Source organism: Variovorax sp. CF079, assembly GCF_900101545.1.
Taxonomy (GTDB): domain Bacteria; phylum Pseudomonadota; class Gammaproteobacteria; order Burkholderiales; family Burkholderiaceae_C; genus Variovorax.
Genome location: NZ_FMZU01000002.1, coordinates 237,815 through 262,242, shown reverse-complemented (window position 1 = coordinate 262,242; position 24,428 = coordinate 237,815). Strand labels below are relative to the sequence as shown.

27 protein-coding genes and 1 pseudogene are annotated in these 24,428 nt (G+C 67.9%); 13 read left to right on the top strand and 15 right to left on the bottom strand.

Translation table 11 applies throughout. The features are described 5' to 3' along the window. Window positions 1-2 precede the first annotated feature (2 nt). Window positions 3-335: a thioredoxin family protein gene (locus BLS74_RS03690; RefSeq protein WP_093103038.1), complete on the top strand. Its 333-nt coding sequence runs from the start codon at window positions 3-5 to the stop codon at window positions 333-335. A gap of 149 nt (window positions 336-484) precedes the next feature. Further along, window positions 485-775: a GYD domain-containing protein gene (locus BLS74_RS03685; protein ID WP_093103037.1), complete on the top strand. Its 291-nt coding sequence runs from the start codon at window positions 485-487 to the stop codon at window positions 773-775. Window positions 776-797: 22 nt separating this feature from the next. On the opposite strand, the gene aspA is transcribed toward BLS74_RS03685, so the two are convergent. Beyond that, window positions 798-2,222, bottom strand: a complete 1,425-nt coding sequence (gene aspA, locus BLS74_RS03680; protein WP_093103035.1) for an aspartate ammonia-lyase — start codon at window positions 2,220-2,222, stop codon at window positions 798-800. Window positions 2,223-2,384: 162 nt separating this feature from the next. On the opposite strand from aspA, the gene BLS74_RS03675 reads away from it, so the two are divergent. Beyond that, the gene (locus BLS74_RS03675; protein WP_093103034.1) at window positions 2,385-2,837 is read left to right on the top strand and encodes a carboxymuconolactone decarboxylase family protein; all 453 of its coding nucleotides are present in this window, start codon (window positions 2,385-2,387) and stop codon (window positions 2,835-2,837) included. Between the two features lie 34 nt (window positions 2,838-2,871). Continuing rightward, the gene (locus BLS74_RS03670; RefSeq protein ID WP_093103032.1) at window positions 2,872-4,095 is read left to right on the top strand and encodes a DUF418 domain-containing protein; all 1,224 of its coding nucleotides are present in this window, start codon (window positions 2,872-2,874) and stop codon (window positions 4,093-4,095) included. Between the two features lie 9 nt (window positions 4,096-4,104). Here the strand turns inward: BLS74_RS03670 and BLS74_RS03665 are convergent, their stop codons facing one another. Then, entirely contained in the window at window positions 4,105-5,823 is a 1,719-nt protein-coding gene (locus tag BLS74_RS03665; RefSeq protein WP_244503737.1) for a tannase/feruloyl esterase family alpha/beta hydrolase, read from the bottom strand. A 448-nt stretch (window positions 5,824-6,271) separates the two neighbouring features. After that, window positions 6,272-6,664 (bottom strand): hypothetical protein, encoded by a 393-nt coding sequence (locus BLS74_RS34280; protein WP_170855487.1) that lies wholly within the window; start codon window positions 6,662-6,664, stop codon window positions 6,272-6,274. A 775-nt stretch (window positions 6,665-7,439) separates the two neighbouring features. On the opposite strand from BLS74_RS34280, the gene BLS74_RS03655 reads away from it, so the two are divergent. Further along, window positions 7,440-7,790, top strand: a complete 351-nt coding sequence (locus BLS74_RS03655) for an alpha/beta hydrolase (RefSeq protein WP_093103028.1) — start codon at window positions 7,440-7,442, stop codon at window positions 7,788-7,790. A gap of 1 nt (window position 7,791) precedes the next feature. On the opposite strand, the gene BLS74_RS03650 is transcribed toward BLS74_RS03655, so the two are convergent. After that, entirely contained in the window at window positions 7,792-8,379 is a 588-nt protein-coding gene (locus BLS74_RS03650) for a TetR/AcrR family transcriptional regulator (RefSeq protein ID WP_093103026.1), read from the bottom strand. A gap of 96 nt (window positions 8,380-8,475) precedes the next feature. Between BLS74_RS03650 and BLS74_RS03645 the strand changes: the two genes are divergently transcribed. Continuing rightward, window positions 8,476-8,943, top strand: coding sequence for a nuclear transport factor 2 family protein (locus tag BLS74_RS03645; RefSeq protein ID WP_093103025.1), 468 nt, complete (start codon window positions 8,476-8,478; stop codon window positions 8,941-8,943). Window positions 8,944-8,967: 24 nt separating this feature from the next. Here BLS74_RS03645 and BLS74_RS03640 read toward each other — a convergent pair whose 3' ends face one another. Next, a complete protein-coding gene (locus tag BLS74_RS03640) occupies window positions 8,968-9,723 on the bottom strand; it encodes a TOBE domain-containing protein (RefSeq protein WP_093103023.1) in 756 nt (251 codons plus the stop codon). A gap of 57 nt (window positions 9,724-9,780) precedes the next feature. Here BLS74_RS03640 and modA point away from each other — a divergent pair, with 57 nt between their 5' ends. From modA to modC, 3 genes are read left to right on the top strand one after another with little or no spacing between them, the layout of a single operon-like run. Next, on the top strand, window positions 9,781-10,542 hold the full coding sequence (modA, locus tag BLS74_RS03635; protein WP_093103022.1) for a molybdate ABC transporter substrate-binding protein: 762 nt from the start codon (window positions 9,781-9,783) through the stop codon (window positions 10,540-10,542). Between the two features lie 13 nt (window positions 10,543-10,555). After that, window positions 10,556-11,230 carry a molybdate ABC transporter permease subunit gene (modB, locus tag BLS74_RS03630; RefSeq protein ID WP_093103021.1) on the top strand — a complete coding sequence of 225 codons (675 nt, stop codon included), beginning with the start codon at window positions 10,556-10,558 and terminating at the stop codon, window positions 11,228-11,230. Beyond that, window positions 11,227-12,300: a molybdenum ABC transporter ATP-binding protein gene (gene modC, locus BLS74_RS03625; protein ID WP_093103019.1), complete on the top strand. Its 1,074-nt coding sequence runs from the start codon at window positions 11,227-11,229 to the stop codon at window positions 12,298-12,300. The genes modB and modC overlap by 4 nt, the downstream gene beginning before the upstream one ends. A 3-nt stretch (window positions 12,301-12,303) precedes the next feature. Here the strand turns inward: modC and BLS74_RS03620 are convergent, their stop codons facing one another. After that, the gene (locus BLS74_RS03620; protein ID WP_093103018.1) at window positions 12,304-12,681 is read right to left on the bottom strand and encodes a nuclear transport factor 2 family protein; all 378 of its coding nucleotides are present in this window, start codon (window positions 12,679-12,681) and stop codon (window positions 12,304-12,306) included. Between the two features lie 138 nt (window positions 12,682-12,819). Here BLS74_RS03620 and BLS74_RS03615 point away from each other — a divergent pair, with 138 nt between their 5' ends. After that, window positions 12,820-13,725, top strand: a complete 906-nt coding sequence (locus BLS74_RS03615) for a ketopantoate reductase family protein (RefSeq protein WP_093103017.1) — start codon at window positions 12,820-12,822, stop codon at window positions 13,723-13,725. Window positions 13,726-13,731: 6 nt separating this feature from the next. On the opposite strand, the gene rbsK is transcribed toward BLS74_RS03615, so the two are convergent. The 8 genes from rbsK to BLS74_RS03575 form a co-directional block, all read right to left on the bottom strand. Continuing rightward, on the bottom strand, window positions 13,732-14,688 hold the full coding sequence (gene rbsK / locus BLS74_RS03610; RefSeq protein ID WP_093103015.1) for a ribokinase: 957 nt from the start codon (window positions 14,686-14,688) through the stop codon (window positions 13,732-13,734). Beyond that, window positions 14,685-15,134: a ribose 5-phosphate isomerase B gene (rpiB, locus tag BLS74_RS03605; RefSeq protein WP_093103013.1), complete on the bottom strand. Its 450-nt coding sequence runs from the start codon at window positions 15,132-15,134 to the stop codon at window positions 14,685-14,687. Before rpiB ends, rbsK begins: the two co-directional genes overlap by 4 nt. A gap of 25 nt (window positions 15,135-15,159) precedes the next feature. Further along, complete coding sequence (locus tag BLS74_RS03600; RefSeq protein ID WP_093103011.1) at window positions 15,160-15,951, bottom strand: transporter substrate-binding domain-containing protein; 792 nt, start codon at window positions 15,949-15,951, stop codon at window positions 15,160-15,162. A 39-nt stretch (window positions 15,952-15,990) separates the two neighbouring features. After that, the gene (locus BLS74_RS03595; RefSeq protein WP_093103010.1) at window positions 15,991-16,752 is read right to left on the bottom strand and encodes an amino acid ABC transporter ATP-binding protein; all 762 of its coding nucleotides are present in this window, start codon (window positions 16,750-16,752) and stop codon (window positions 15,991-15,993) included. Further along, window positions 16,727-17,428: an amino acid ABC transporter permease gene (locus BLS74_RS03590; protein WP_093103008.1), complete on the bottom strand. Its 702-nt coding sequence runs from the start codon at window positions 17,426-17,428 to the stop codon at window positions 16,727-16,729. The genes BLS74_RS03595 and BLS74_RS03590 overlap by 26 nt, the downstream gene beginning before the upstream one ends. Next, a complete protein-coding gene (locus BLS74_RS03585; protein WP_212733618.1) occupies window positions 17,428-18,108 on the bottom strand; it encodes an amino acid ABC transporter permease in 681 nt (226 codons plus the stop codon). The genes BLS74_RS03590 and BLS74_RS03585 overlap by 1 nt, the downstream gene beginning before the upstream one ends. Further along, the gene (locus tag BLS74_RS03580) at window positions 18,105-18,884 is read right to left on the bottom strand and encodes a FadR/GntR family transcriptional regulator (protein WP_093103007.1); all 780 of its coding nucleotides are present in this window, start codon (window positions 18,882-18,884) and stop codon (window positions 18,105-18,107) included. Before BLS74_RS03580 ends, BLS74_RS03585 begins: the two co-directional genes overlap by 4 nt. Window positions 18,885-18,952: 68 nt before the next feature. Beyond that, on the bottom strand, window positions 18,953-20,263 hold the full coding sequence (locus tag BLS74_RS03575; RefSeq protein ID WP_093103005.1) for a D-amino acid dehydrogenase: 1,311 nt from the start codon (window positions 20,261-20,263) through the stop codon (window positions 18,953-18,955). A gap of 99 nt (window positions 20,264-20,362) precedes the next feature. Here BLS74_RS03575 and BLS74_RS03570 point away from each other — a divergent pair, with 99 nt between their 5' ends. After that, window positions 20,363-20,830, top strand: a complete 468-nt coding sequence (locus BLS74_RS03570) for a winged helix-turn-helix transcriptional regulator (protein ID WP_093103004.1) — start codon at window positions 20,363-20,365, stop codon at window positions 20,828-20,830. Between the two features lie 13 nt (window positions 20,831-20,843). Here BLS74_RS03570 and BLS74_RS34735 read toward each other — a convergent pair whose 3' ends face one another. Further along, entirely contained in the window at window positions 20,844-23,180 is a 2,337-nt protein-coding gene (locus tag BLS74_RS34735) for a hypothetical protein (RefSeq protein ID WP_212733617.1), read from the bottom strand. 473 nt (window positions 23,181-23,653) lie between these two features. Between BLS74_RS34735 and BLS74_RS34955 the strand changes: the two are divergent. Next, window positions 23,654-23,804 (top strand): annotated as a pseudogene (locus tag BLS74_RS34955) (transcriptional regulator); the annotation flags it as partial. Window positions 23,805-23,819: 15 nt separating this feature from the next. Beyond that, the gene (locus tag BLS74_RS03560) at window positions 23,820-24,329 is read left to right on the top strand and encodes a molybdopterin-dependent oxidoreductase (protein ID WP_093103001.1); all 510 of its coding nucleotides are present in this window, start codon (window positions 23,820-23,822) and stop codon (window positions 24,327-24,329) included. Window positions 24,330-24,428 lie beyond the last annotated feature (99 nt).

Sequence of the window (24,428 nt, the reverse complement as noted above, 5' to 3'; positions counted from 1 at the left end):
CGATGAACGATTCCTACGCCCCGGTCGAGCCCTCCCGCAGCGAAGTCGACAGTCTCTCCGGCCCCACACTCATCGAATTCGGCGCACCGTGGTGCGGCATCTGCAAGATGGCGCAGCCGCTGCTCGCCAAGGCGCTGGCCGAGGTGCCGCCGCTGCGCCACCTCAAGATCGAGGACGCCAGCGGCCGGCCGCTGGGCCGCTCCTTCGGCATCAAGCTGTGGCCGACGCTGATCTTCATGCGCGACGGCAAGGAACTGGCGCGCCTGGTGCGGCCCGACAGCGCGGATGCGATCCGGCGCGAGCTCGGGGAGCTCCTCCATGCTGCTCGGCGATGAACGGTTGCTGAATGGACTTCGGCGGGCACGCCGTCTATATTGAGTTTCAGCGATCCGTCTCCGGGGATCGCGGCTCGATGTCATCCCCTCCAGGGCTTTGTGCCGCGGCCGCGGCGGCCAGGCCTCCACCTGCAACGAGGGAAAGCGCCATGGCCACCTACATCTCGCTCATCAACTTCACGGACCAGGGCATCCGCAATGTCAAGGAGTCGCCGAACCGCGCCGAGGCGTTCACGGCCCTGGCAGGCAAGCTGGGCCTGAGCGTCAAGAGCATCCACTGGACCTCCGGCAGCTACGACCTGGTGGTCACGACCGAAGGCAGCGACGAAGCGGCGATGGCCACGCTGCTCAGCGTCGGCTCGCTCGGCAATGTGCGTTCGCAAACGCTGCGCGCCTACTCGGCCTCGGAAATCAAGAAGATCATCGGCCTGATGCCGTGAGGCGCGCGCGCAGAAAGCCGCTTCAGCCGGCCTTCTGCGCCTTCTCGTAGGCGCGCGGCTGCGTCAGCACCTCGTGGCGCAGCGCGTCTTCGAGCTCGGCCTCGGTCATCAGCTTGCGGCGCAGCACCACCTCGCGCACGTTGGTGCCGTTGGCGAAGGCCTCGGCCGCGACCTCGGTCGCCTCCTTGTAGCCGATGATCGGATTCAGCGCGGTCACCAGCGAGATCGAGCGCTCGATGCTCTCGCGCAGCCGGTCCGGGTTGGCGGTGATGCCCTTCACGCAGAGGTCGGCCAACGTCATGCAGCCGTTGGTCAGGTGCTTGAAGCTGCGGAACAGCGCGCTCGCGATGATCGGCTCGAAAGCGTTCAGCTGCAGCTGCCCGGCCTCGGCCGCGAAGGTCACGGTCAGGTCGTTGCCGAACACCTCGAAGGCGACCTGGTTGACGACCTCCGGAATCACCGGGTTGACTTTGCCCGGCATGATCGACGAGCCGGCCTGCATCGGCGGCAGGTTGATTTCGCCGAAGCCCGAGCGCGGGCCGCTGGAGAGCAGCCGCAGGTCGTTGCAGGTCTTCGACAGCTTGACCGCGATGCGCTTCAACACGCCCGACAGTTGCACGAAGGCGCCGCAGTCCTGGGTCGCCTCGATCAGATTGGGTGCGGTGGAGAGGTCGAGGCCGGTGATGCCGCGCAGCGCGGCCAGCGCCTTGCCCGCGTACTCGGGATGCGCGGTGATGCCGGTGCCGATGGCCGTGGCACCGAGGTTGACTTCGCGGATCAAGGCCGAGGCCTCGGTCAGGCGCGCGATGTCTTCCTCGACCATCACCGCATAGGTCGAGAACTCCTGGCCGAGCGTCATCGGCACCGCGTCCTGCAGCTGGGTGCGGCCGATCTTCAGCAGGTGCGCGAACTCCTTGGCCTTGGCGTCGAAGGCTTCGCGCAGATGCTCCATGGCCGCGAGCAGCTCTTCGATCGCGAAGCAGGTGGCGATGCGGATCGCGGTCGGGTAGACGTCGTTGGTGCTCTGCGCCATGTTGACGTGCTCGTTGGGATGCAGGTACTGGTACTCGCCCCTGCGGTGGCCCATGATCTCGAGCGCGCGGTTGCAGACCACCTCGTTGGCGTTCATGTTGGTCGAGGTGCCGGCGCCGCCCTGGATCACGTCGACCACGAACTGCTCGTGCAGCGCGCCGCCGCGGATTTCCTTGCAGGCCGCGACGATCGCGTCGCGCAGCTCGGCGGGCAGGAGGCCCAGCTCGGTGTTGGCTTCGGCGGCCGCCTGCTTGACCGAGGCGAGCGCGACCACCAGCTCCGGGTAGGCCGAGATGGTCGTGCCCGAGATCTGGAAGTTCTCCTTGGCGCGCAGCGTATGGACGCCGTAGTAGACCTCGTCGGGCACCTCGCGATCACCCAGCAGGTCGTGTTCGATGCGCATCTTCTGGCTCATGGCTTGTTCCTCGGTGAATGGAATTGAAGGCGATGGTCGGCGGATCGGGCCGCGCCCGCAACAGCGTACTCCCACCGCTGTCACAAACGCAGGCCTTCCTGCGTCTTGAATGCATGGAAGGCCGCATGGGGCGGCCGTCCTGATGCAACCAAGGACCTTTTCATGGCTCACACCGCCCGTCTTCCCTACCATCAACTCGCGCCCAAGGCTTTCCAGGGGCTGCTCGACGCCTCTGCCGCCGTCCACAAGGGCGCGCTCGGCAGCCGTCTCGTCGACCTCGTGCTGCTGCGGCTCTCGCAGATCAACGGCTGCGGCTACTGCATCGACATGCACTGGCGCGACCTGATCCGGCAGGAGATCGATCCGCGCCATCTCAATGCCCTGGCCGGCTGGCGCGAGGCGCCCTTCTTCAGCGAACGCGAGCGCGCCGCACTGCGCTGGGCGGAGCTCGTCAACGCCACGCCGCACAGCGACGCGAGCGACGAGGAATTCGCGCGCCTGAAGGCGCACTTCACCGACGTCGAGATCGTCGAACTCGGCTTCACCATCGCGGTCATCAATGCCTGGAACCTCCTCAACGTGAGCTTCCGCAATCCGGTGCCTGAGAAGGTGTAGTCACTTTCGTCAAGCGCGGGCTCTAGGATGCGTCATGGTCGACGCATCTTCATACGGGGCCCGCGCGCTCCAGCCACCGAGGTTGCTGCACCTGGATGCGCTGCGCGGCTTCGCGCTCCTGGGCATCCTGATGGTCAACATCGCGACCTTCGCTTCGGCCTACTTCGGCATGGCCGTGCCCGACCCGGCCTTCGCCCGGCCGATCGACCGCGCCGTGCGGTGGCTCGTGGCCTGCCTGTTCGAGACCAAGTTCTACCTGCTCTTCTCCTTCCTGTTCGGCTACAGCTTCACCTTGCAGATGAACGCGGCCGAGCGCAGCGGCAAGGCCTTCGTGCCGAGGATGCTGCGGCGCCTGTTCGGGCTCTGGCTCATCGGCGCCGCGCATGCCGTCTGGCTGTTCCACGGCGACATCCTGTGCACCTATGCCGTGCTAGGCCTGATCCTGCTCCGGTTGCGGCATCGGACCGACGCCCAGGCGACGGTGCTCGCCTGCGTGCTCACGCTGCTGCCCGCCGCCGTCCTGGCCTCGCTGGGCGCACTCCAGCTCCTCGCCGGCGAGACGGCCGACATCGCCGGCACCATGGCCCGCGCGAGCGCCGCGCAGCAGGCCTGGCTGGGCACGCCGGCCACCGTGGTCGCGCAGCGCCTGCGGGACTTGGGCCAAACCTGGTGGATCGTGGTGCTGATCCAGGGGCCATGCGCGCTGGCGATGTTCATGCTCGGCCTGGTGGCCGGCAAGCGCCACCTGTTCGCGCAACACGACCGGTACCGCGGCCTCTGGCCACGCCTGGCCGTCTGGGGCCTGGCGGTGGGCCTGCCCGGCGCGCTGTTCTATGCAACGGCCACGGTCTACGGGGTCGGCTCGGGCTGGGAGATCGCGGGCTTGGGCGCGAGCCTCCTGACCGCGCCCTTCCTGAGCGCCGCCTATGTCGGGATGGCGATGATGCTGTTCGAGGGCGCGGGCGGCATGCGCATCGCCGGGCTGCTGGCGCCCGCGGGGCGCATGGCGCTGACCAACTACCTCATGCAGTCACTCCTGTGCGCGCTGATCTTCACGGCCTACGGGCTGGGCTGGATGGGCCGCGTCTCGCCGGCGGCCTGCGTGCTGATCGCGTCGATCATCTTCGCGGGCCAGCTGGCGGCCAGTCGCCTGTGGCTGCGCCGCTTCGGCTACGGCCCGGTGGAATGGGCGCTGCGCGCTTTCACGGTCGGCGCCTGGCCGGCGATGCGCAGGACGTCGGAGCTACCGCGGCGCTAGGGCCTCTGTTCAGGAGCAGACGTACGAAGCCGCCGATCGCGGATCGCCGCCGGTCAGCGTCGCCTTGGTCGGATGCATGCAGATCGGCCGCGAACTGGCCGGCGTGCCACCGCTGGCGGGGGCCGAGATGTCAATGCGCTCCGGCGAGTTGCCGCCCTCCACCCAGGCCGTGAGCGCCGTGTAGAGCAGGTTGATCGTCGGCAGCGGCGGATTCGCGGCCGCGTTGGTGGTGCCGTTGCTGAAACCGTGGGCCATGCCCGGCACCAGGAAGAGCCGGTAGAAGTTGCGGACCACTGCATCGCCGCCCATCCGATCCGACAACCGCGTGTAGTAGTTGATGGTGCCCTGCGGCGGGATCAGCGTGTCCGCCAGGCCGTGGTAGACCAGCATCTTTCCGCCGCGCAAGGCGAAACGGCCGAGGTCCGGGTCGTCGGTATTGATGTTGGCGAACGCGAATTGCAGGGCGACGCCCTGGTCGAAGGCGTTCGAGAGATTCGCGTAAGACAGCGTCTTCCACCGGTCCACGCCGTTGCCGGTCGCGTTGATGAAGTTGGGCTGGGCCCAGGTCGGGTCCTGCAACTCGAGCGCCACCATGTCGCTCGCGATGGTGAAGGGTGTGGGTCCCGCGAGCCCGATCGGGTTGGTGCCGCGCGTGAGCCCGTACCAGCGCTGGTTGGCCGAGGCGGAGGGCGAGGTCGCGAAGCCGTTGTCCGCCGAGGGCGAAGGCACGGAGCCGTTGCTGGTCTGGCCGTACCAGATCTTGTTCATCGCCAGCGCCTGGGCGGCCGTGACGCAGCTGCCGGCGGGGCCCGTCCCGCCGCTGCTCGCGCACAGCACGCTGGCGTCCAGCAGCGGGTCGTAACGGCATTGCGTGAGGTCCGGGATGTAGCCTAGATGCTGCCCGTTCACCACGTCGCAGGCGTTGATGGCGGCATTGCCCATCAGCGTGAGCTGGGCCTGCGTGAGCGGCACGCCGCCCAGGTCGCGCTGGTAGACGATCTGCGGGTACAGCTCGGCCGTGATGAACTTGGTCCAGTTGATGGCCGGCGCGCCGGCGAGGATGCCGTCGAAGTCGGCCGGATTTGCCTGCGCCTCCATGTGGCCCTGGCGGCCGCCGGTGGAGAAGCCGTTCCAGTAGGCGAACCTGGCCGGCGTGCCGTAGAAAGCGGCGGCCAGCGCCTTGGTCTTGACCGCCATCTCGTGGATGCCGCGCTGGGCGAAATCGCTCCACAGCGCCGTGTTGATGGTGCCGTCCGGCTTCATCGCGAAGGAGCCGCCGTTGGCCGTGTTGGCATGGCCGGTGTCGGTGCTGGCCGAGACCGCGCCTTCGACCATCGCGGTTTCCGCCGGCGCGCCGGCGCTGCCGCCCGTGACGCCCGCGAGCGCCGTCAAGGAGGCGTGGACGCCGCCGGCCCAGCCGCCGCCGCCCTTCACGTGCACCCGCTTGTTCCACTTCGCCTCGTTGGGCAGCCAGACTTCGATGCCGATGCCGGGCGAGGTCGATGGGGCATCCGCCGGGCCGGAGTTGCCCGGTCCGACCAGCAGTTTCACCACGCAGACGTCGGTGGTCGCCGTGGGTGTGGTGGGCGTCGGCGTGCCGGACAAGAGCAGCGGGTCGCCTGTCTTGAAGGACTTGACCAGCAGCACGCTGGTGTTGGCATCCGGCTTGAAGGCGCTCTTGATCGAGTCGTCGCAGCTCAGTTTCGTCTGGCCCGGGGGGAAGACCACGCCGCCGCCATGACCGCCGCCTCCACCGCCGCATCCTGCGAGCCCTGCAGCAGCGGCAATGCACGCTGCGCGAATCAGCGCCTTCGTCCGCAAATCGAATCGGCTGTTTGCTTGCATGATGTCTCCCGCTTCTATCCCGGCAGCCGCGACAGCGCGTCTGAAGCGTCATGCGCTGCAAACAAGTCTTCGAGCGTAGGACGAATCCACCGGCCAGCGAGAAGCGGCGGCCTACAGCCGAAGGAGAACGCGGACGCGGCAAAGGCAGTGAACTGGTTTTTTCGCGGCGCTCTACGCGTTGCTTTCTCTGTTCAGTTGAGGCCGCAACCGGCTGTTGGATCCATGAGCTGTGCAAATAACGCGGCGAAGACGCGCGCGTTCCGAAGCGCTGCGTGGGAAACGGCTGACAGACAGACGGCTGCCGGTGTGGACAGTGCGGAGGTATTGTTTGCTATTCAGGGAGTTTGCTCATGTCGGTGGTGTGTAGGACTTGCGGAAGCCGGAACCGCGACAAGGCGATGTTCTGCAGCGGCTGCGCGGGCCGCTTGCCCGGCTTCATGCCGACCGGCCCTTCGGCCCTCGATGCCGTCAAGACCAGCCGCGCCGCGCCGATCTCGCCATTCGACGCGCCGATGTCCCCCTTGGACGCGCCGTTTTCGCGGCCCCGCGCCGCTTCGCTCGCGCTGCTGCCGGCCGAGACGGCAGCCTTCTGGCTTCGCCTGGGACTGTCGGCATTGGCCATGAGCGTGGTTTTCATCGGCTGGTATCTGTATGTCACGCGCGATGTCGCGGAACCGTCGTGGTGGCCGAAACTGAACGCGGCGGCGGCGGCACCTGAAGCCAAGGCGCCGCCATCGGAAAAAGCTGCAGTGGCGGTGCCAGCGCCAGCATCGACACCAGCACCGCCCCAGGCCGCGACGCCTGCGCCCGTTGCACCCGTTGCACCCGTTGCGCCGGCTGTGCCCGTCGCGGCTGCACCCGCCGCACCAGCCGCCGCACCAGCCGCTGCACCAGCCGCTGCACCTGCACCCGCTGCACCTGCAACGCCCGTTGCTGCGGCGCCGTCCCGGTCCAACGAAGAAAAATCCTCCGCGGCACCAGCCGCCCCCTCTCGCTCCGCCGCGCTCTCGGAGCGCACTCGCGCGAATCCGCCGATGGCCCCGCGGCAGGCGCGCGCTCCGGCATGGAACCGTGACGACCTGGGGCCGCCGATCGCGCCCGGTCCCGGACCGCTGGTGGGCTCGGTATCCGCACCGGCGTGGCTCCGCGACCCGGGTCCACCGGTCGTGCCGGGTCCCGGCCCGCTGGTCAGCTCTTCTCGCGCGACCACACCGACCTTCGACGACCCGGGACCACCGGTCGTCCCCGGTCCAGGCCCCCTCGTCAGCTCGTCCCGCACGCCCGCATGGGCCGCCGACGACGCGGGACCGCCGATCGCCATCGGCCCCGGACCGCTGGCCAATCCGGTCCGCGCGCCTCGCGCCAGGTAGCGCCGCTCGAGGGACCGCGCGTCCCATTGTTTCCAAGTCGCAAACGCCGCGGTTCTTTTCGCGGCGTTTTTTCGAGGGCCTTCGCACCCACACTTCATCTCACCAACCAACCGATTTGAAGGAACCGAAATGAATGCCTCGAAGATCATCGCCGCTGCTGCCTTCTCGCTCGTGGCCGCCGCCGGCGCGCAAGCGGAAACCTATGACGGCGTGCACACCCTGACCTCGGCGGCCAGCCGATCGGAAGTGGCCGCCGAAGGCGTCGCCGCCGCACGCGCCGGCAATCAGTACGCCGATGGCGCCAGCGCCGGTGCGCAGACCTTCACGTCCACCGCCGATCGCGCCACCATTCGCGCGGAGGCGGTCGCCAAGGCGCACGACCCGTTCGAGAGCCTGGATCGCCGTGCCTTCTATCGCGACGAGGTGCCGGCCGCCTACAAGAAGTCGAAGGTGTCGTTCACGCGCCAGGCCGGCCTGTAAATCAGGCTTCGCCGCTGCTTCGCAGCAGCTTCACGAGCCGGTCCAGCGTCTTCAGCGCTGCGTCCGGCGTTTCGTCGAACTGCGCGTGAACGATGGCGCCGTCGACCGCCAGCGCGATGAGCTGCGCGTCCTTCGCGCGCTGGCGCGACGGCGGCAGCAGCTTCTCGATCTCCGCCGTCATCTCGCGCTTGTGGCTGCGCGCGATCTCCACCACCTCCGGCAAGGCGCCGCCGAGCTCGCTCACGCTGTTGAGGAAGGCGCAGCCGCGATAGCCGGCATCCGCAAACCAGTCGCGCAGCGCGGGCACCAGCGCATCGATGCCCTTGCCGCGCTTCGCGCCGTGGCGCTCCAGCGCATCGACGAACCACTTCATCCAGCGCTCGTGGCGGTAGGCCAGGAAGGTGCGGATCAGCTCGTTCTTGCTCGGGAAGTGGCGGTAGAAGGTGACCTTGGTCACGCCCGACTCGGCGATCACGCGGTCGATGCCGGTGGCGCGGATGCCTTCGCGGTAGAACAGGTCGTGCGCGGTCAGCAGGATGCGCTCGTTGGGAGGGCGGTCCTTGAGCTCGGGAGCGACGGGGCTTGGCATGACGCCATTGTAGACAGATCTGTCTACGTGCATTAGACTGGCGACGTAGACAGCTCTGTCTACCTTCCTCCAATCACTCCTCGGGAACCCGCCGCCATGGAAACACGCCCGCCCCTGCCCCCCTTCACATTCGAAACCGCAACCCAGAAGGTTCGCCTGGCCGAAGACGGCTGGAACTCGCGCGACCCGGCCCGCGTCGCGCTGGCCTACAGCGAAGACACGCGCTGGCGCAACCGCGCCGAGTTCCCGGTCGGCCGGGCGGCCGCGCAGGCGCTGCTCGAGCGCAAGTGGGCGCGCGAACTCGACTACCGGCTGATCAAGGAGCTGTGGGCCTTCGGCGGCCCGCGCATCGGCGTGCGCTTCGCCTACGAGTGGCACGACGACGCCGGCAACTGGTTTCGAAGCTACGGCAACGAGAACTGGGAATTCAACGAGCACGGCCTGATGACGCAGCGCCACGCGAGCATCAACGACCTGCCGATCAAGGAAAGCGAACGCAAGTTCTTCTGGCCGCTGGGCCCCCGGCCGGACGATCACCCGGGTTTGAGCGACCTCGGGCTCTAGAAGGGCCTGTTCAGGCCCTCGCCCTCACCCCGGCAGCGCCACCACCACCGCCGCTTCGTCGATGGTGGCCACCACGCGCTGCCGCGTGCGCAGCCCCGAGCCGGCCGGCGCGAAGCCGACCAGTTGCAGGCCGCTGTCGAGCGTGATCGCGATCTCGTCGCCGTCCTCGCCGCGCGCCGCGCCCTGCACCAGGCCGCCGAGCTGATTGCCACGGGTCCTTCGCGCTGCCGCAACGCGCTCCACGCGTACCGCGGTCGCCTTGCACAGCGCGATCGCCGGCATGCCTTCTGCCAGCCCCAGCAGTTCCGCGCTCTCGTGCGTGATGCGCGCGGCGATGGGCTGCTGCGCATCGCCGCCGAGCCTCATGTGCACGCGCACGATGCGGCCGGTGGATTCGAGCGCGGCCACGATCGCCGGCAGCTGGTTGCGCATGCTGGTGCGGATCGAGAGCCGCGCCGCCGCCGTGCCGGCACTGGCGCCTGCCCGCGACTGAACGGCACGGCGCGCCGCATCCAGCGCCTCCGCCAGTTCGAGCAGTTGCGCCCCGTGCGCGGTGAGCACGGCGCCGCCGCCGCCCGCGCCGCCCACCGCGCGCGCCACCAGCGGCACGCCGGCCAGGTTGGTGAGCGTGGCGACCGCCTGCCAGGCCGCCTTGTAGCTCACGGCCGCCTCGCGCGCGGCCTGGGAGATGCTGCCGGTGCGGCCGATGCCGCGCAGGATGTCGATGCGCTTGTCGCTCATGCCATGGCCGAGCGCGTCGCCGAAACGGGGAGATGCCATGCGCGGATTGTGCCGTTGGCTCTACACTCGCGCTATTCCGTTGATGAATAGCGCTCCATGAAGCTCCCACTCGCCTTTCGCCTCGCCGCCGCCACGCTGCTCACGCTCGGTGCGTCGCTCGCCAGCCAGGCGGGGGAAGTCCAGATCGCGGTCGCGGCCAACTTCTTCGCGCCCATGAAGGCGATCGCCGCCGAGTTCGAGAAGACGACCGGCCACAAGGCCGTGCTCTCCTCGGGCGCGACGGGCAAGTTCTATGCGCAGATCCAGAGCGGCGCGCCTTTCGACGTGTTCCTCGCGGCCGACGACGAGACGCCGGCCAAGCTCGACAAGGAAGGCGCTACTGTGCCGGGCAGTCGCTTCACCTACGCCACCGGCAAGCTGGTGCTGTGGTCGGCCAAACCCGATCTGGTGGATGCCAAAGGCGAGGTGCTCAGGAGCACGAAGTTCGCCCACATCGCGCTGGCCGCGCCCAAGCTCGCACCCTACGGAGCGGCGGCGGTGGAAACGCTCACGCGCCTCGGCCTGCTGGCACAGCTCGAACCCAAGTTCGTGCAGGGCGAGAGCATCGGGCAGGCCTTCAGCTTCGTCTCCACCGGCAATGCGGAACTCGGCTTCGTCGCGCTCTCGCAAGTCTGGGAGAACGGCAAGCTCAAGAGCGGCTCGGCCTGGATCGTGCCCGCTGAACTGCACGGCCCCATCCGGCAAGACGCTGTGATGCTCGCCCGCGGCAAGGACAACGCGGCCGCCGCTGCGCTCATCGCGTATCTCAAGTCGGATGCAGCCAAGGCCGTGATCCGGTCCTTCGGCTACGACGTCTGAGCGCCGATCCTGCATGCCCACAGCCTCCGACCTCGGCGCCATCGTCCTCACGCTGAAGCTCGCGGCGCTGACCACGCTGATCCTGCTGCTGGTGGGCTCGCCGCTGGCCTGGTGGCTGGCGCGCACGCGCTCGGCATGGAAGGGGCCGGTCGGTGCGCTGGTGGCATTGCCGCTGGTGCTGCCGCCCACGGTACTGGGCTTCTACTTCCTGGTGACGATGGGGCCCAACGGGCCGATCGGCGCGTTGACGCAATGGCTCGGTATCGGGGTGCTTCCGTTCACCTTCGCGGGGCTGGTGATCGGCTCGGTGGTCTATTCGATGCCCTTCGTGGTGCAGCCAATCCAGAACGCCTTCGAGGCCATCGGCCAGGAGCCGCTCGAGGCGGCGGCAACGCTCAGGGCCTCGCCGCTCGACTCCTTCTTCAGCGTGGTGCTGCCGCTCGCGCGGCCGGGCTACCTCACCGCGGTCGTGATGGGCTTCGCCCACACGGTGGGCGAGTTCGGCGTGGTGCTGATGATCGGCGGCAACATCCCCGACAACACGCGCGTGGTGTCGGTGCGGATCTACGACCACGTCGAGGCGCTCGAATACACGCAGGCGCACTGGCTGGCAGCCGGCATGGTGGCGTTCTCATTCCTCGTGCTGCTGGCGCTCTATGTGCTCAATCCGACGGGACAGCGGCGATGAGCGATGGCGTGCATGCGCGGTTGAAGGTCGACCACCCCGGCTTCTCGCTCCAGGTCGAGCTCGACCTGCCGGGCCGCGGCGTGAGCGCGCTCTTCGGGCCCTCGGGCTGCGGCAAGACCACTTGCCTGCGCGCCATCGCGGGGCTGCAACGCGCACCCGGTGCGCGGGTGACGGTCAATGGCGAGGCCTGGCAGGACGGCGACATGTTCCTGCCCACGCACCGGCGGCCGCTGGGCTATGTGTTCCAGGAGACGCGGCTCTTCGCGCACCTGGACGTTCGGCGCAACCTCGAATACGGCATGAAGCGGGTCGCCACAGCCGATCGGCGCGTGTCGCTCGCGCAGGCGGTGGAACTGCTGGGCATCGGCCACCTGCTCGCGCGCCGGCCCGACACGCTCTCGGGCGGCGAACGCCAGCGCGTGGGCATCGCGCGTGCACTGGCCACCAGTCCGCGGCTGCTGCTGATGGACGAACCGCTCGCCTCGCTGGACCTGCAGCGCAAGCGCGAGATCCTCCCCTACCTCGAGCGGCTGCATGCCGAGCTCGACATGCCGGTGATCTATGTGAGCCACGCGCCCGACGAGGTCGCGCGCCTGGCCGACCACCTGGTGCTGCTCGACGCCGGACGCGTGACTGCGAGCGGCCCGGCCAACGCGCTGATGACACGGCTCGACCTCCCGCTGGCGCACGGCGATGCGGCGGGTGCGGTGGTCGCCGCGGTGGTGACGGGCTACGACGCCGCCTACGGCCTGACGCAGCTCGCGTTCGCGGGCGGCACGCTCTGCCTGCCGCACAGCGGCGCGCGCGTGGGGCAGGCGGTGCGGGTTCGCATCCAGGCGCGCGACGTCAGCCTCACGCTGCAGCACCAAGCCGCGACCAGCGTGCTCAACATCCTGCCCGCGACCGTGGCCGACCTGGCCGAAGACGGACCGGCCCAGGTCATGGTCGGGCTGGACCTCGGCGGCGCACGCCTGCTCGCGCGCATCACGCGCAAGTCGGCCGAGCTGCTGCGCCTTGGCGTGGGCTCGGCCGTGCATGCGCAGGTCAAGGGCGTCGCGATTCTCGAATAGGCCTCAGGCGCCGACCGGCACCTTGTCGAGGAAGCCCGTGACCGACTGCAGCTTGCCCGCTTGGAGCTGGACGAAATCGGTGCCTTCGATCAGGTCTTCGGCGCCGCTCGGGCCCAGGGTCCACGAGAAGCGCAGGTGGTCGCCGTGCGCATCGGCCTCGCCCTTGAGCCTGAAGCGGAAGCCCGGATAGCGCTGGTGCACGCCGCCGACCAGTGCGCTGATCTGCGCGCGGCCACTGCCCTGCATGATCGGATCGACGTAGCGCGCGTCGGCGCTCCAGTGGGTTTCGAGCAGCGCGAGGCGGCGCTCGGCGTCGGTCTCGTTCCAGACGGCGATGTAGTGTTCGGCAATGCGCGCGGCATCGGGGGCGGCGGTGTTCATGGCGTTTCCTTTCTGTTCAGGGCCCGCAACGGCGCGGGGTGAATGAATGGTCCCCGCGAGCGCGCCGCGGGTCGATGACGTGGGAGGTCATGGGCGCAACGGCACTACCATGCAGGGAGGACTTTTTCGGAGCAGGTCATGAAGATCGCGGTGATGGGTGCGGGCGCAGTGGGTTGCTACTACGGCGGCATGCTGGCGCGCGCCGGCCATTCGGTAGTGCTGATCGGCAGGGCGCAGCACGTCGAGGCGATACGCCGCGACGGCCTGCTGCTCGATACGCAGTCCTTCAAGGCGCATGTGCCGATCGAGGCCAGCACGGAAGTCAGCGCCGTGCAGGGCGCGCAGCTGGTGCTGTTCTGCGTCAAGTCCACCGACACCGAGAGCGCTGCCGCGCTGATGGGTCCGCACCTGATGCCGGATGCGCTGGTGCTCACGCTGCAGAACGGCGTCGACAACGCCGACCGGCTGCAGGCGGCGCTGCGCCAGCAGGTCGCGGCGACGGTGGTGTATGTCGCCACCGAGATGGCGGGGCCTGGCCACGTGAAGCACCACGGCCGCGGCGAGCTGGTCATCGCGCCGTCGCCCCGCAGCGATGAGGCCGCGCGCCTCTTCATCGAGGCCGGCGTGCCGACGCAGATCTCCGGCAACGTGGCGGGCGCGCTGTGGGCCAAGCTGATCCTCAACTGCGCCTACAACGCGCTGTCTGCGATTTCACAGCTGCCTTACGGCCGGCTCGTGCAGGGCGCCGGCGTGGACGCCGTGATGCGGGACGTGGTGCAGGAATGCCTGGCCGTGGCGGAGGCCAGCGGCGTGACCGTGCCCGGCGACAGCTGGGCCGCCGTCGAGCGCATCGCGCAATCGATGCCGACCCAGTTCTCCTCCACCGCGCAGGACCTGGCGCGCGGCAAACGCAGCGAAATCGACCACCTCAACGGCTACGTGCTGCGCAAGGGTGAAGCGCTGGGCATCGCGACGCCGGCCAATCGCGTGCTGCACACGCTGGTGAAGCTGATCGAGGGACGGTCGCCCGAGGCCGCGGCCTGAGCCGCATCAGCCCAGTGCCACCGGACTCGGCCGCGGAACCGCAGGCAGTGCCGCGAGGTCTTGCCGATGCGGCATCGACACCTGCGCGCCCGCCTTCGTCACGCTGAGCGCCGCGGCCTGGATGCCAAGCGCGATGCCTGCATCGATGGATTCCTTGTTCGCGAGCGCGGCACACAACGCGCCGATGAAGGTGTCGCCGGCCGCCGTGGTGTCGACCGCCTGGACTGCCAAGGCCGCGAAGTGGCGGCAGCCGTCGGCGTTGGCGACCACGACGCCGTCGCCGCCCATCGTGAGAATCACCTGCGCCGGACCGCGTTGTCGCAGGGCATCGGCCGCGCGCGCGGCACTCGCCGTGTCGCGGACCGCGATGCCGCTCAACATGGCGGCTTCTGTTTCGTTCAGCACGAGGATGCCCACGAGCGGCCACAGCGCGTCGGGCAGCGGCTGCGCAGGGGCCGGGTTCAGCACCACCGTGCAGCCGGCGGCGTGCGCGATCGCCGCCGCCTCGCACACCGCCGGCATGGGAACCTCGAGCTGCAGCGACAGGATGCACGCCGCCGCGAGAGCGCTGCGCAGCCGGCCGATGTCTTCGGTGCCGACGGATGCGTTCGCGCCGGGACTCAGCGCAATGCGGTTCTGCGCGCCGTCGTCGACCATGATCAAGGCCACGCCGGTCGACGCCGCATCGGTGGCCACATGGCGGGCATCCACGCCGTCGGCTTCGAGCGAGGCCTTCAGCGCAAGCCCGAAGGCGTCGTCGCCCACGCGGCCGACCATGGCCACACGGGCGCCCTGCCGCGCGCACGCCACGGCCTGGTTGGCACCCTTGCCGCCCGGATTGCTCATGAAGGAACGAGCCTCGAGGGTTTCGCCGGCATCCGGCACGCGCGGCACACGGAGCACCAGGTCCATGTTGAGGCTGCCGAACACCACGACCTCGGGCGTGGCGTGGTCGGAGTTCAAGACTCGGCGTCCATCTGGTGGAGCTTCTCGACGCGGCGGCGAAAATCCTCGTCCTCCGCCGCGAAGCGCGCCCCCAGGTAGGAGGTGACGAGGTCGGCGGCGAGCCAGGGGCCGACGATCTGCGCGCCGATGCACATGACGTTCACGTCGTCGTGCTCGACCGACTGGTGCGCCGAATGCACGTCGTGGCAGACCGCCGCGCGGATACCCTTCATCTTGTTGGCGGCGATCGACGCGCCGACGCCGGTGCCGCACACCATGATGCCGCGCTCGACCTCGCCGGCGACGATCTTGGCGGCCACCGCGCGCGCCACATCCGGAAAGTCGACCGGTCGGTCGTCGTGGCTGCCGACGTCGACGACCTCGTGGCCGAGCTTCCTGATGTGGTCGACCACAGCGCTTTTGAGCACCCAGCCGGCGTGGTCCGAACCGATGACGAGACGCATGAATTCCTCTTCGGGTTGTGAATGATCAGGGACGCATGTTCGCGGGCAGATCGCTGCCGTGGAACTTCTTGTAGATGGCGTTGAGCTTGCCGTTCTGGAGATTGGCCGTGACCCACTCGTTGAGCTTGGCGACCATGCGCTCCTCGCCCTTCTTGACGCCGATGGCAAGATCGAGATTGCGCAGCACGATCTTCTGCTCGAACGGGCGTTGCGGGTTCTTCGCGGTGATCTGATTCATGATCGTGACCGAGGTGGAGACGATGTCGGCCTGGCCGCTGACGCCGGCGGTGACCATGGTCGCATCGTCGTCGTAGCGCACCACCTTGAAGTCCCTGTCCTTCGCCAGCTGGGTGAGTTCGGTGTCCTGCGTGGTGCCGCGCGTGACGGTGACCGACTTGCCCTTCAGGTCGGGCCAGTCCTTGATCGCCAGATCCTTGCGCGCGCCGATGACGGAGACCAGCGCCGCATACGGCTTCGAGAAGTCGATGACCTTCTGGCGCTCCGGGGTCACCGACAGCGTCGAGACCACGATGTCGGCCTTGCCGGTCTGCAGGTTCGGAATGCGCGTGGCGCCGGTGGTCTGCACGAACTCCAGTTCGAGCCCCCAGTCCTTGGCGAGCAGCTGCGCGGTTTCGACGTCGGAGCCGGTCGGCTTGAGGTCCTTGTCGAGCATGCCGGACGGTGGAATCGAGAAGTCCGTTGCGATGCGGATCTTCTTCGCCTTCATCACGTCGTCGAGCACGTCGGCATGCGCGGCAGCCGCCAGCGTGAGGCAGGCGGCGGCCAACAGGGTGGGCAGTGAACGGAAAGGCTTCATGACGGTGTTGTCTCCATGTTTTCGAAAGAAGGCCAGCCTTCAGAGCTCGCTGGCCACGAACTGCCGAAGCTCGGCGGTTTGCGGGGATGACAGGATCTCGGGGCCGCCGCGCTCCCAAACCCTGCCGCGGTGCATGAACAGCACCTGATCTGCGACCTTGCGCGCGAACGCCATCTCGTGGGTGACCATGACCATGGTCATGCCGCCGGCCGCGAGGTCCTCGATGACGTGCAGCACCTCGCCGGTGAGTTCCGGATCGAGCGCCGAGGTCACCTCGTCGAACAGCATCACCTTCGGCTGCATCGCCAGCGAGCGCGCGATGGCAACCCGCTGCTGCTGGCCGCCCGAGAGCTGCTCGGGATAGCAGGACGCCTTCTCCGCAAGGCCGACCTTGGCCAGCACCTCGTGTGCGAGCGTGCGCGCAGCCTGCTTGGCCACGCCCTTGGCCGAGCGCGGCGCGAGCATGATGTTCTGCTCGATGGTCAGGTGCGGAAAGAGGTTGTAGCTCTGGAAGACGATGCCGACATCGAGCCGCAGCGCCTTGAGGTCGACGCCGGCCGCGTCGACGCGATGGCCGCAGACCACGATCTCGCCGCTGTCGATGCGTTCCAGGCGATCGATGCAGCGCAGTGCGGTGCTCTTGCCGGAGCCGCTGCGGCCGATGATCGCCGTGACCTCGCCGCGGCCGACTTCGAAGCCGACGCCTTCGAGCACCTTCAGCGCGCCGAAACTCTTGTGCACGTCGTGCAGGCGCACGACCGGCGCCGCGGCGCACTCAGGATTGGGCGAGGACTGGGTCATGGGTGAAGACGGCTTTCGCCGCAGTGGGAGACGCGACGGCCCTGCGCTCGAGCCGGCGGCTCCAGACCGAGAGCGGATAGCACAGCGCGAAGTAGATCGCCGCGATGAAGAGGTAGACGATGAAGGGCTCGAAGATCGAGTTGTTGATGATCTGCCCCGAGCGCGCGAGTTCGACGAAGCCGACCACCGACGCCAGCGAGGTGTTCTTGACGATCTGCACCATGAAGCCGACCGTGGGCGGCGTGGCCAGCCGCACGGCCTGCGGCAGCACGACCTTGAACATGCGCTGCGTGCGGCCGAGCGCCAGGCATTCCGCAGCCTCCCATTGCGCGCGCGGCACCGCCTGGATGGCGCCGCGCCAGATCTCGCCGAGATAGGCCGACACGTAGATCGTCAGGGACACGCCGGCCGCGGCGAGTGCGGAGACCTTGATGCCCAGGGTCGGCAGCCCGAAGAAGGCCAGGAACATGATGACCAGGAGCGGCGAGCCCTGCACCAGCTGGACCCACAGCCCCGTCGCCGCGCGCACCCAGCGATGGGGCGAGACCCGCGCCAGCGCGACGATGAACGCGCACAGCCCGCCGCCGACGAAGGCGATGAGCGAGAGGATCGCGGTCCACCCGGCGCCCTGCAGCAGGAACAGCAGGTGGTTGGCGTTGAACGCGGTGCCGGTCATCACAGCGCGGTGCCCAGTCTGCGGCGGCGCGGGAACAGCAGCGCGCCCAGACCCCAGAAGCCGAGGCGCATCAGCAGCGACAGCAGGATGTAGGCGGCGCCGACGAGGATGAAGGTCTCGAAAGGCCGGTAGGTGTCCGACTGCACGTGGTTGGCGATCGCGGTGAGCTCTTCGGCCGAGATCTGCGAACAGATCGACGAGGCCAGCATCAGCAGCACGAACTGGCTGGTCAGCGCCGGGTACACGCGTTCCATCGCGGGCAGCAGCACGACGTGCCAGTACACCTGCAGCCGCGAGAGCCCGAGGCATTCGGCAGCCTCGATCTGGCTGCGGTTCACCGAATCGAAACCGGCGCGCATGATTTCCGTCGCATAGGCGCCGGCATTGACCGCGAGCGCGATCACCGCGACGGTGAACGCCGACAGCGACAGGCCGAGACTCGACAGGCCGAAGTAGACGAGAAAGATCTGGACCAGGAGCGGCGTGTTGCGGATCAGTTCCACATAGGCGCCGCAGGCACGCGCCAGCAGCCGGTGGCTGCTTCGCCTGCCGGCCGCGCACAGCGTGCCGATCGCAAAGCCCGAGAGCGTGGCGACCAATGCCAGGCGCACGGTCAGCCACGCGCCCTCGACGAACAGCGGCCAGCGTTCGAGCACGACCCCGAAGTCGAAATCGATCACGCCACCTCCTCGCGCGTCGGCGGCCGGCCGCGCGCGGCAGGCCCGGTGGCGGCCTTGCGCCGGTATTCGTCGCCGATGCTGAAGTGCTTGCGCAGCACCTGGTCGGCCCGGTCTTCGTCGCGCGCGACGAGCGCCTGAAAGATGCGCGCATGGTCTTCGACCAGGTACTGCTTGACCGCCGGATCGCCGCCGACCACGTCGCGGCGCTCATGGTGCGAGCGCATCAGGAGCGTCGACATCGCGGCATACAGCTGCATCAAGGTCTCGGAGCGGCTTGCCCGCACCAATGCGGTGTGGAACTCGTAGTCGGCGCGGCTGCCCTCTTCGGAGTCGTCGACTGTCGCCTCGATCCGGTCGACCGCCGCGGCGATGCGCTCCAGGTCGGATGTCGATGCGTGCCGGCAGGCCAGGCGCACGGCCTGCACCTCGATCGCGATGCGCGCCTGCATCACGTCGTCCACGATATCGGCCTGCTGCGCCATCGAGAACGCGAAGAAGTCGCCGAGCACCGACACGTCGGGCTTGCGGACGATGGTGCCCACGCGCTCGCGGATCTCGACCACGCCCATCATCGACAGCGCGCGCAGCGCCTCGCGCACGATGGGCCGGCTCACGCCCAGCTGCAGCGCGAGTTCGCGTTCGGGCACCAGCCGATCTCCCGAACGGATGCTGCCTTCGAGCAGCTTGTCGCGCAGGAAGGCGAACACCTTGGAGAAGCCGGTGCCTTCGGCCTCTTGCGTCCGCGTGATCGTGGGCGGCTGGATCTTTCTTGTCATGCCGTGGTTTTACCAGCGGCAAAACCACGGCGCATCCAGGCTATCCCTCTACGGAAAAACCCGAAGGCTCAGGCCGAGGCGCCGCTCGGCAACGCGCCGACAGGACCACGCGGCGCGGGCGAAAGGTAGCGGTCCATCGCCAGGCCGTCGGTGCGGATGTCGGGCCGCCGCCCCATCACCTGGTCGGCCACCAGCTTGCCCGAGCCGCAGGCCATGGTCCAACCCAGCGTGCCGTGGCCGGTGTTGAGGAACAGGTTGGCATACGGCGTGGCACCGACGATCGGCGTGCTGTCGGGCGTCATCGGCCTGAGGCCGGTCCAGAAAGTGGCGCGCGGCAGGTCGCCGCAGGGGAACAGGTCGGTGATCACCCGCTCCAGCGTCTCGCGCCGGCGCGGGTTCAGGCGCAGGTCGAAGCCGCCGAGCTCGGCCATGCCGCCGACGCGGATGCGGTCGTCGAAGCGCGTGACGGCGACCTTGTAGGTCTCGTCGAGCACGGTGGACTGCGGCGCCGCGGCCGGGTCGACGAGCGGTACGGTCATCGAATAGCCCTTGACCGGGTAGACCGGGATGTCCAGGCCCAGCTTGGCTGCGAAGTCGCGCGAATAGCTGCCGAAGGCGAGCACGTAGCGATCGGCCGTGAGCACTTCGCGCGCCGGGCCGGCGAGGCGCACGCCGGTGATGCGGCCGCCTTCGGTGGCGAGCCCTTCGACGTCTTGTTCGAAACGGAAATCCACACCCAGCCCGCGCGCGACGTCGGCCAGTCCGCGCGTGAACAGGTGGCAGTCGCCGGTCTCGTCATTCGGCAAGCGCAGGCCGCCGGCCAGCAGGTCGCCCGTGCGCGCCAGCGCCGGCTCGACCGTCGCCAGCTGGCTGCGATCGAGCAACTGGTAGGGAACGCCGCACTCCTGCAGCACGGCCACGTCGCGTTGCACGGCGTCGAGCTGGGCCTGCGTGCGGAACAGCTGCAGCGTGCCCTGGGTGCGATGCTCGTAGCGGATGCCGGTTTCGGCGCGCAACTCGCGCAGACAGTCGCGGCTGTATTCAGCCACGCGCATCATGCGTTCCTTGTTGACCGCATAGCGCTCGGGCGAGCAGTTCTTCAGCATGGCCGCCATCCAGCGCAACTGGAACAGGCTGCCGTCGGGCCGGATCGAGAGCGGCGCGTGCTTCTGGAACATCCACTTCAGGGCCTTGAAGGGAATGCCCGGCGCGGCCCAGGGCGTGGAATAGCCGGGCGACACCTGGCCGGCGTTGGCGAAGCTGGTTTCTTCCGCGGGGCCGCTCTGCCGATCGACGAGCGTCACTTCCGCGCCGGCACGGGCCAGGTAATAGGCGGTCGTGACACCGATGACACCGCCGCCCAGAACGATCACTTTCATGGCAAGACACCTTCGCTGCGAGAGAAGGGTCAAGCGTATTCATTCATCTGCCATAAACTCCACTGAAATATCGACACATTCCAGTGCTTTTTGCTGCCCATGACCGAACTCGACCGCACCGACCGCAAGATCCTCGACATCCTGCAGCGCCAGGGCCGCATCTCCATGACCGAACTGGCCGAGCAGATCGGCCTCTCGACCTCGCCCTGCTCCGAGCGCGTGCGGCGCATGGAACGCGAAGGCGTGATCACCGGCTACCACGCGCGCATCGATCCGCAGGCGATCGGCAAGACGCTCCTGGTGTTCGTGGAAATCACGCTGTCCTCCAAGTCGGCCGACGTCTTCGACAAGGTGAGGAAGGAATTGCTGCACGTGCCCGAGGTGATGGAATGCCACCTGGTGTCGGGTGGCTTCGACTACCTGGTGAAGGCGCGCCTGCGCGCCATGAGCGACTACCGCCGCCTGCTGGGCGACCTGCTGAAGAAGCTGCCGGTGCCGGCCGAGTCGAACAGCTATGTGGTGATGGAAGAGGTCAAGGAAAGCCTGTACCTGCCGCTCGATCGCTGAGGCTTCGGGCGGATCAGGGCACGTTGGCTGTCCTGATATGGAAGGGCCGGCCCTCCATCGTGAAGCTGCCGCCGAACTCCATGTTCATGCCGCCGGTGCCCTGCACCGGACAGCCGCCCGGCGGCTGGCAGGCCCAGGAGCCGCCGCGGTTCGCGAAGATCACCGAGCCGTAGCGGTAGTTCGACACCACCTTGCCGGTGTAGTCCGCAATGCTCAAGACCATGTTGTCGCTTGCGAAGTTGTCGGCATCCTCGACCGCGATCGGGTCGACGATGCGCGAGTCCTGCAGGGTGCGAACCACGCTGCCGCTGTTGCCGTCGCCTGCGAACCTCACCCACTGGATCTTGCGATCGCCGCGCGAAGCCACCAGCACCTGCTCGTTCAAGGGCTCCAAGGTCCTGTTCTCCGGGTCGATCTTCGAGATCGCCAGCGAGGTCGGGTTCTTCCCGATCGCGACACGGCCCTTCTCGACGACGTCCGTGACCGTGGTGCCGGTGGGCACGTTGCCCAGGCCATAGATGCGCAGCGAACCCTCTTCCGTGGCGATCCAGGCGCGGTGAGTCGGCCCGAAGATGGTGGTCTTCACCGCGGTCGGCTTGCTGTCCAGCGCCACCGTCGTGATCACCGTCGGCGTCTGTTGCGGCTTGTACGCGAAGGTGTACGGCCACTGGTTGTCGGCCTGACCCAGGTTGGTGAACTCCGTCGGACCGGTACCGAAGTAGACGCTGTTGACGTAGCTGAACAACGGCTTCAGGTCGATGAAGGCGACCTTCTTCTCCGACTTGGAGATGACCACCGCCACACCTGCCTTGGCATACCTATTGGCGTTCGTGCCGGAACCCGAGAACGTCGCGCGCTTGGCCGGGTCGGTCAACGGGGAGTAGGTCTGCCCCATGAACTCGCCGTACTTTTCCGGCAGTGCCGTCTGGAACTGGTCGAAGCCCGTGGTGACGGCGATCTCGGTCGGTGCGTTCATGCCCGGCAGGTCGATGTAGCCCAGCACCTTCATGAAGGCGATGTTGCCCATGTTCGGCAGGCCCGGGTACACGCCCATCCACTCGTGCCACCAGTCGTACCAGGCGTCGTAGCTGCCGTTCTGGGCCGAGTTGTAGGGGTTGCAGTTGTTGCACAGACCCGCCAGCGAGATCACCGCCACCTGGCCCTTCAGCGCCGTCGTGTCCCACACCGTCACCAGCGCGTATTCGCTGGTGTTGGTGATGGCCATGCCGGTCGGCACCTTGTTGGCGGGCAGTTTCACCGAGCCCCGGTTGTTCGCCGTGTTGCTGCCGGCGGTGCCGATCAGGCCGTTCTGGAAAGCCACCAGCGAGGTGGCGCAGAAGCCTACGCGCCCGCCGCAACGCGCCACCGCCACCGGCTCGCCGGTCGTGAGGCCGGCGGTCTTGTAGGTGCTGACGTTGTAGTTGGTGCGTCCGGCGCTGCCGTCCCACGCGGCCGCTTCCTGCCAGGGCAATTGCGGCGCTTGCGCGAAGGTGTTGTGGTCGATGGCGGAGATCTGCAGATCGCCCACCCCCATGCGCACCGCGGTGTTGTCGGCGACAAAACCGACGTGGGCCTGGTTGGTCATGTAGAGGCCGGGATCTTCGAGAAGAGGTCCCCCCAGTTGCCAGGTGCCTCCGTGGTAACTCATGGTCTGGTCCGCACGCTTGAACAGCGTCGGGATGCCGGTGTTGTTCACGGACGGCGCATTGCCGTAGCGGTAGGCGATGCCCTCCGCCGTGGCCAACTTGAGCGCCAGGGCGCGGTAGCTATCGGCCACCACTCGGCCGGCGCTGTCGACGACATCGCCGGAGACGGGTGCGGGTGCGGGTGCGGGTGCGGGCGCGGGCGCCGGGGCCGGCGCTGGAGCCGGGGCGGGTGCCGGAGCCGGCGCGGGGGCGGGAGCCGGCGCGGGAGCGGGAGCGGTGCCGGGTGCTGCGCCGAGGGAATAGCAAGCCTTCACGACAAAAGGCGAAGGGTCTTTGCCGAAGAATTCGTTCGTGCACTGGCCGGTGCCGCTGACTGTCTTTTGAACCCACGATGAGCCGGACCCGTACTGCACAAGGGTGGCAGCAGCGACGGTGAACGACGAGCCCTCGCCCGCGAGCAGCGTGCCTGCTGCAGGCGCGGTGGGCGCGGGTGCAGGTGCAGGTGCAGGCGCGGGCGCGGGCGCGGGCGCGGGCGCGGGGCCTTGGATGTAACACGCCTTCGCCACATAGGGCAGCGGATCGCCAAAGGTCGCATTGCTGCACTCGACCGAACCCGAGAGCAATCTCTTCCTCCAGGTCGAGTTGGCCCCGTACTGCACGGTCGTCGTCGAAGCCAGTGTGAATCGCTGATTCTCGACAGCCACCTTGGTCCAGCTCGAATCAAGCGCCTTCTCGACCGGTGCCGCTTCTTTTTCGACGGCAGGGTCGGTTGGCGCAGCAGAGGTGGACGGTGCTGCAGTCGTATCCGATGCCATCCCTTGCATCACCGGAAATCCACTTCCACCGCCTCCTCCACCCCCACACGCTGCGAGCGCGGCTGCTGCAGTAACAAGCAGAAGCGCGCTTTTTCCAGTGGATTTCATCCAATACCCTCCAAAAAGGATCGAGGCCGGGTGCAGGAGCGGTCTGATACGCGTTCCAACAATGCTTGCATTTTGTTTCGTTTATGCCCTTTTATCGCCGTTTGCGTTACGTATGTTTCATTTAGTAACCTGTTAAACGCAAATACTTACATCAGAACTCCTGATCTGGTCTGGCGTTCAGGGATTTCTGGAAACCCGGCCGATGGACAAAAAGCCAGGCCCCGGCGCATTGCTGCACGTCATGGGTCGCGCATGAGTTGCTGCACGTGCCCGAGGTGATGGAATGCACCTCGTGTCGGGTGGCTTCGACGACCTGCCGAAGAAGCTGCCGGTGACGGCCGATCGCACAGCTATGTCGTGATGGAAGAGGTCAAGGAAAGCCTGTACCTTCCGATGGATCGATGACTCCCCGGAGCCCTGATGCACCTCCTTCTCCGTCTGATCCTTTGCCTGACGCTGTTCACCGCCCCTGCGATCGCGACGGCGCAGCCCAGCCAGCAGCTTGAAGTGGCGGGCGCGGTGCGGCAGCAACTCCGGCTCGACGCCGCAGCGCTCGCAGCCTTCCCGGCTGCGGAGATCGGCCAGTTCACGCAATCGCGCAGCGGGCAAGGCACCGAAACACGCAGCTCGGTGCGCGGGGTCAAGGTTTCCGCACTGGTCGCTCGCGCAGGTCTCGCCGCACCCGGGCGCAACGACTGGAAGACCCTCGTCGTCGTCGCGACGGCAACCGACGGCTACCGCGCCCTCTTCTCCTGGCCGGAGATCAGCAACACCGCGGTGGGCGAAGGCGTGCTGGTGCTGTTCGAACGCGACGGCAAGGCGCTCGACGAACGCGAGGGACGCATCGCACTGATCTCCGCGGCCGACCATCGGCTGGGTGCACGGCACGTGCGCAACCTGATGCGCATCGAGGTGCGCGCGCTCGATTGAGCGCTCACCGCGCAGGGCACAAGGAAGCGGCGATTCGAAAGCAAGGACCGGAGTGCGATCAGGCTGACGCGATGCCACAGTGAATCCTCACAGGAAGCA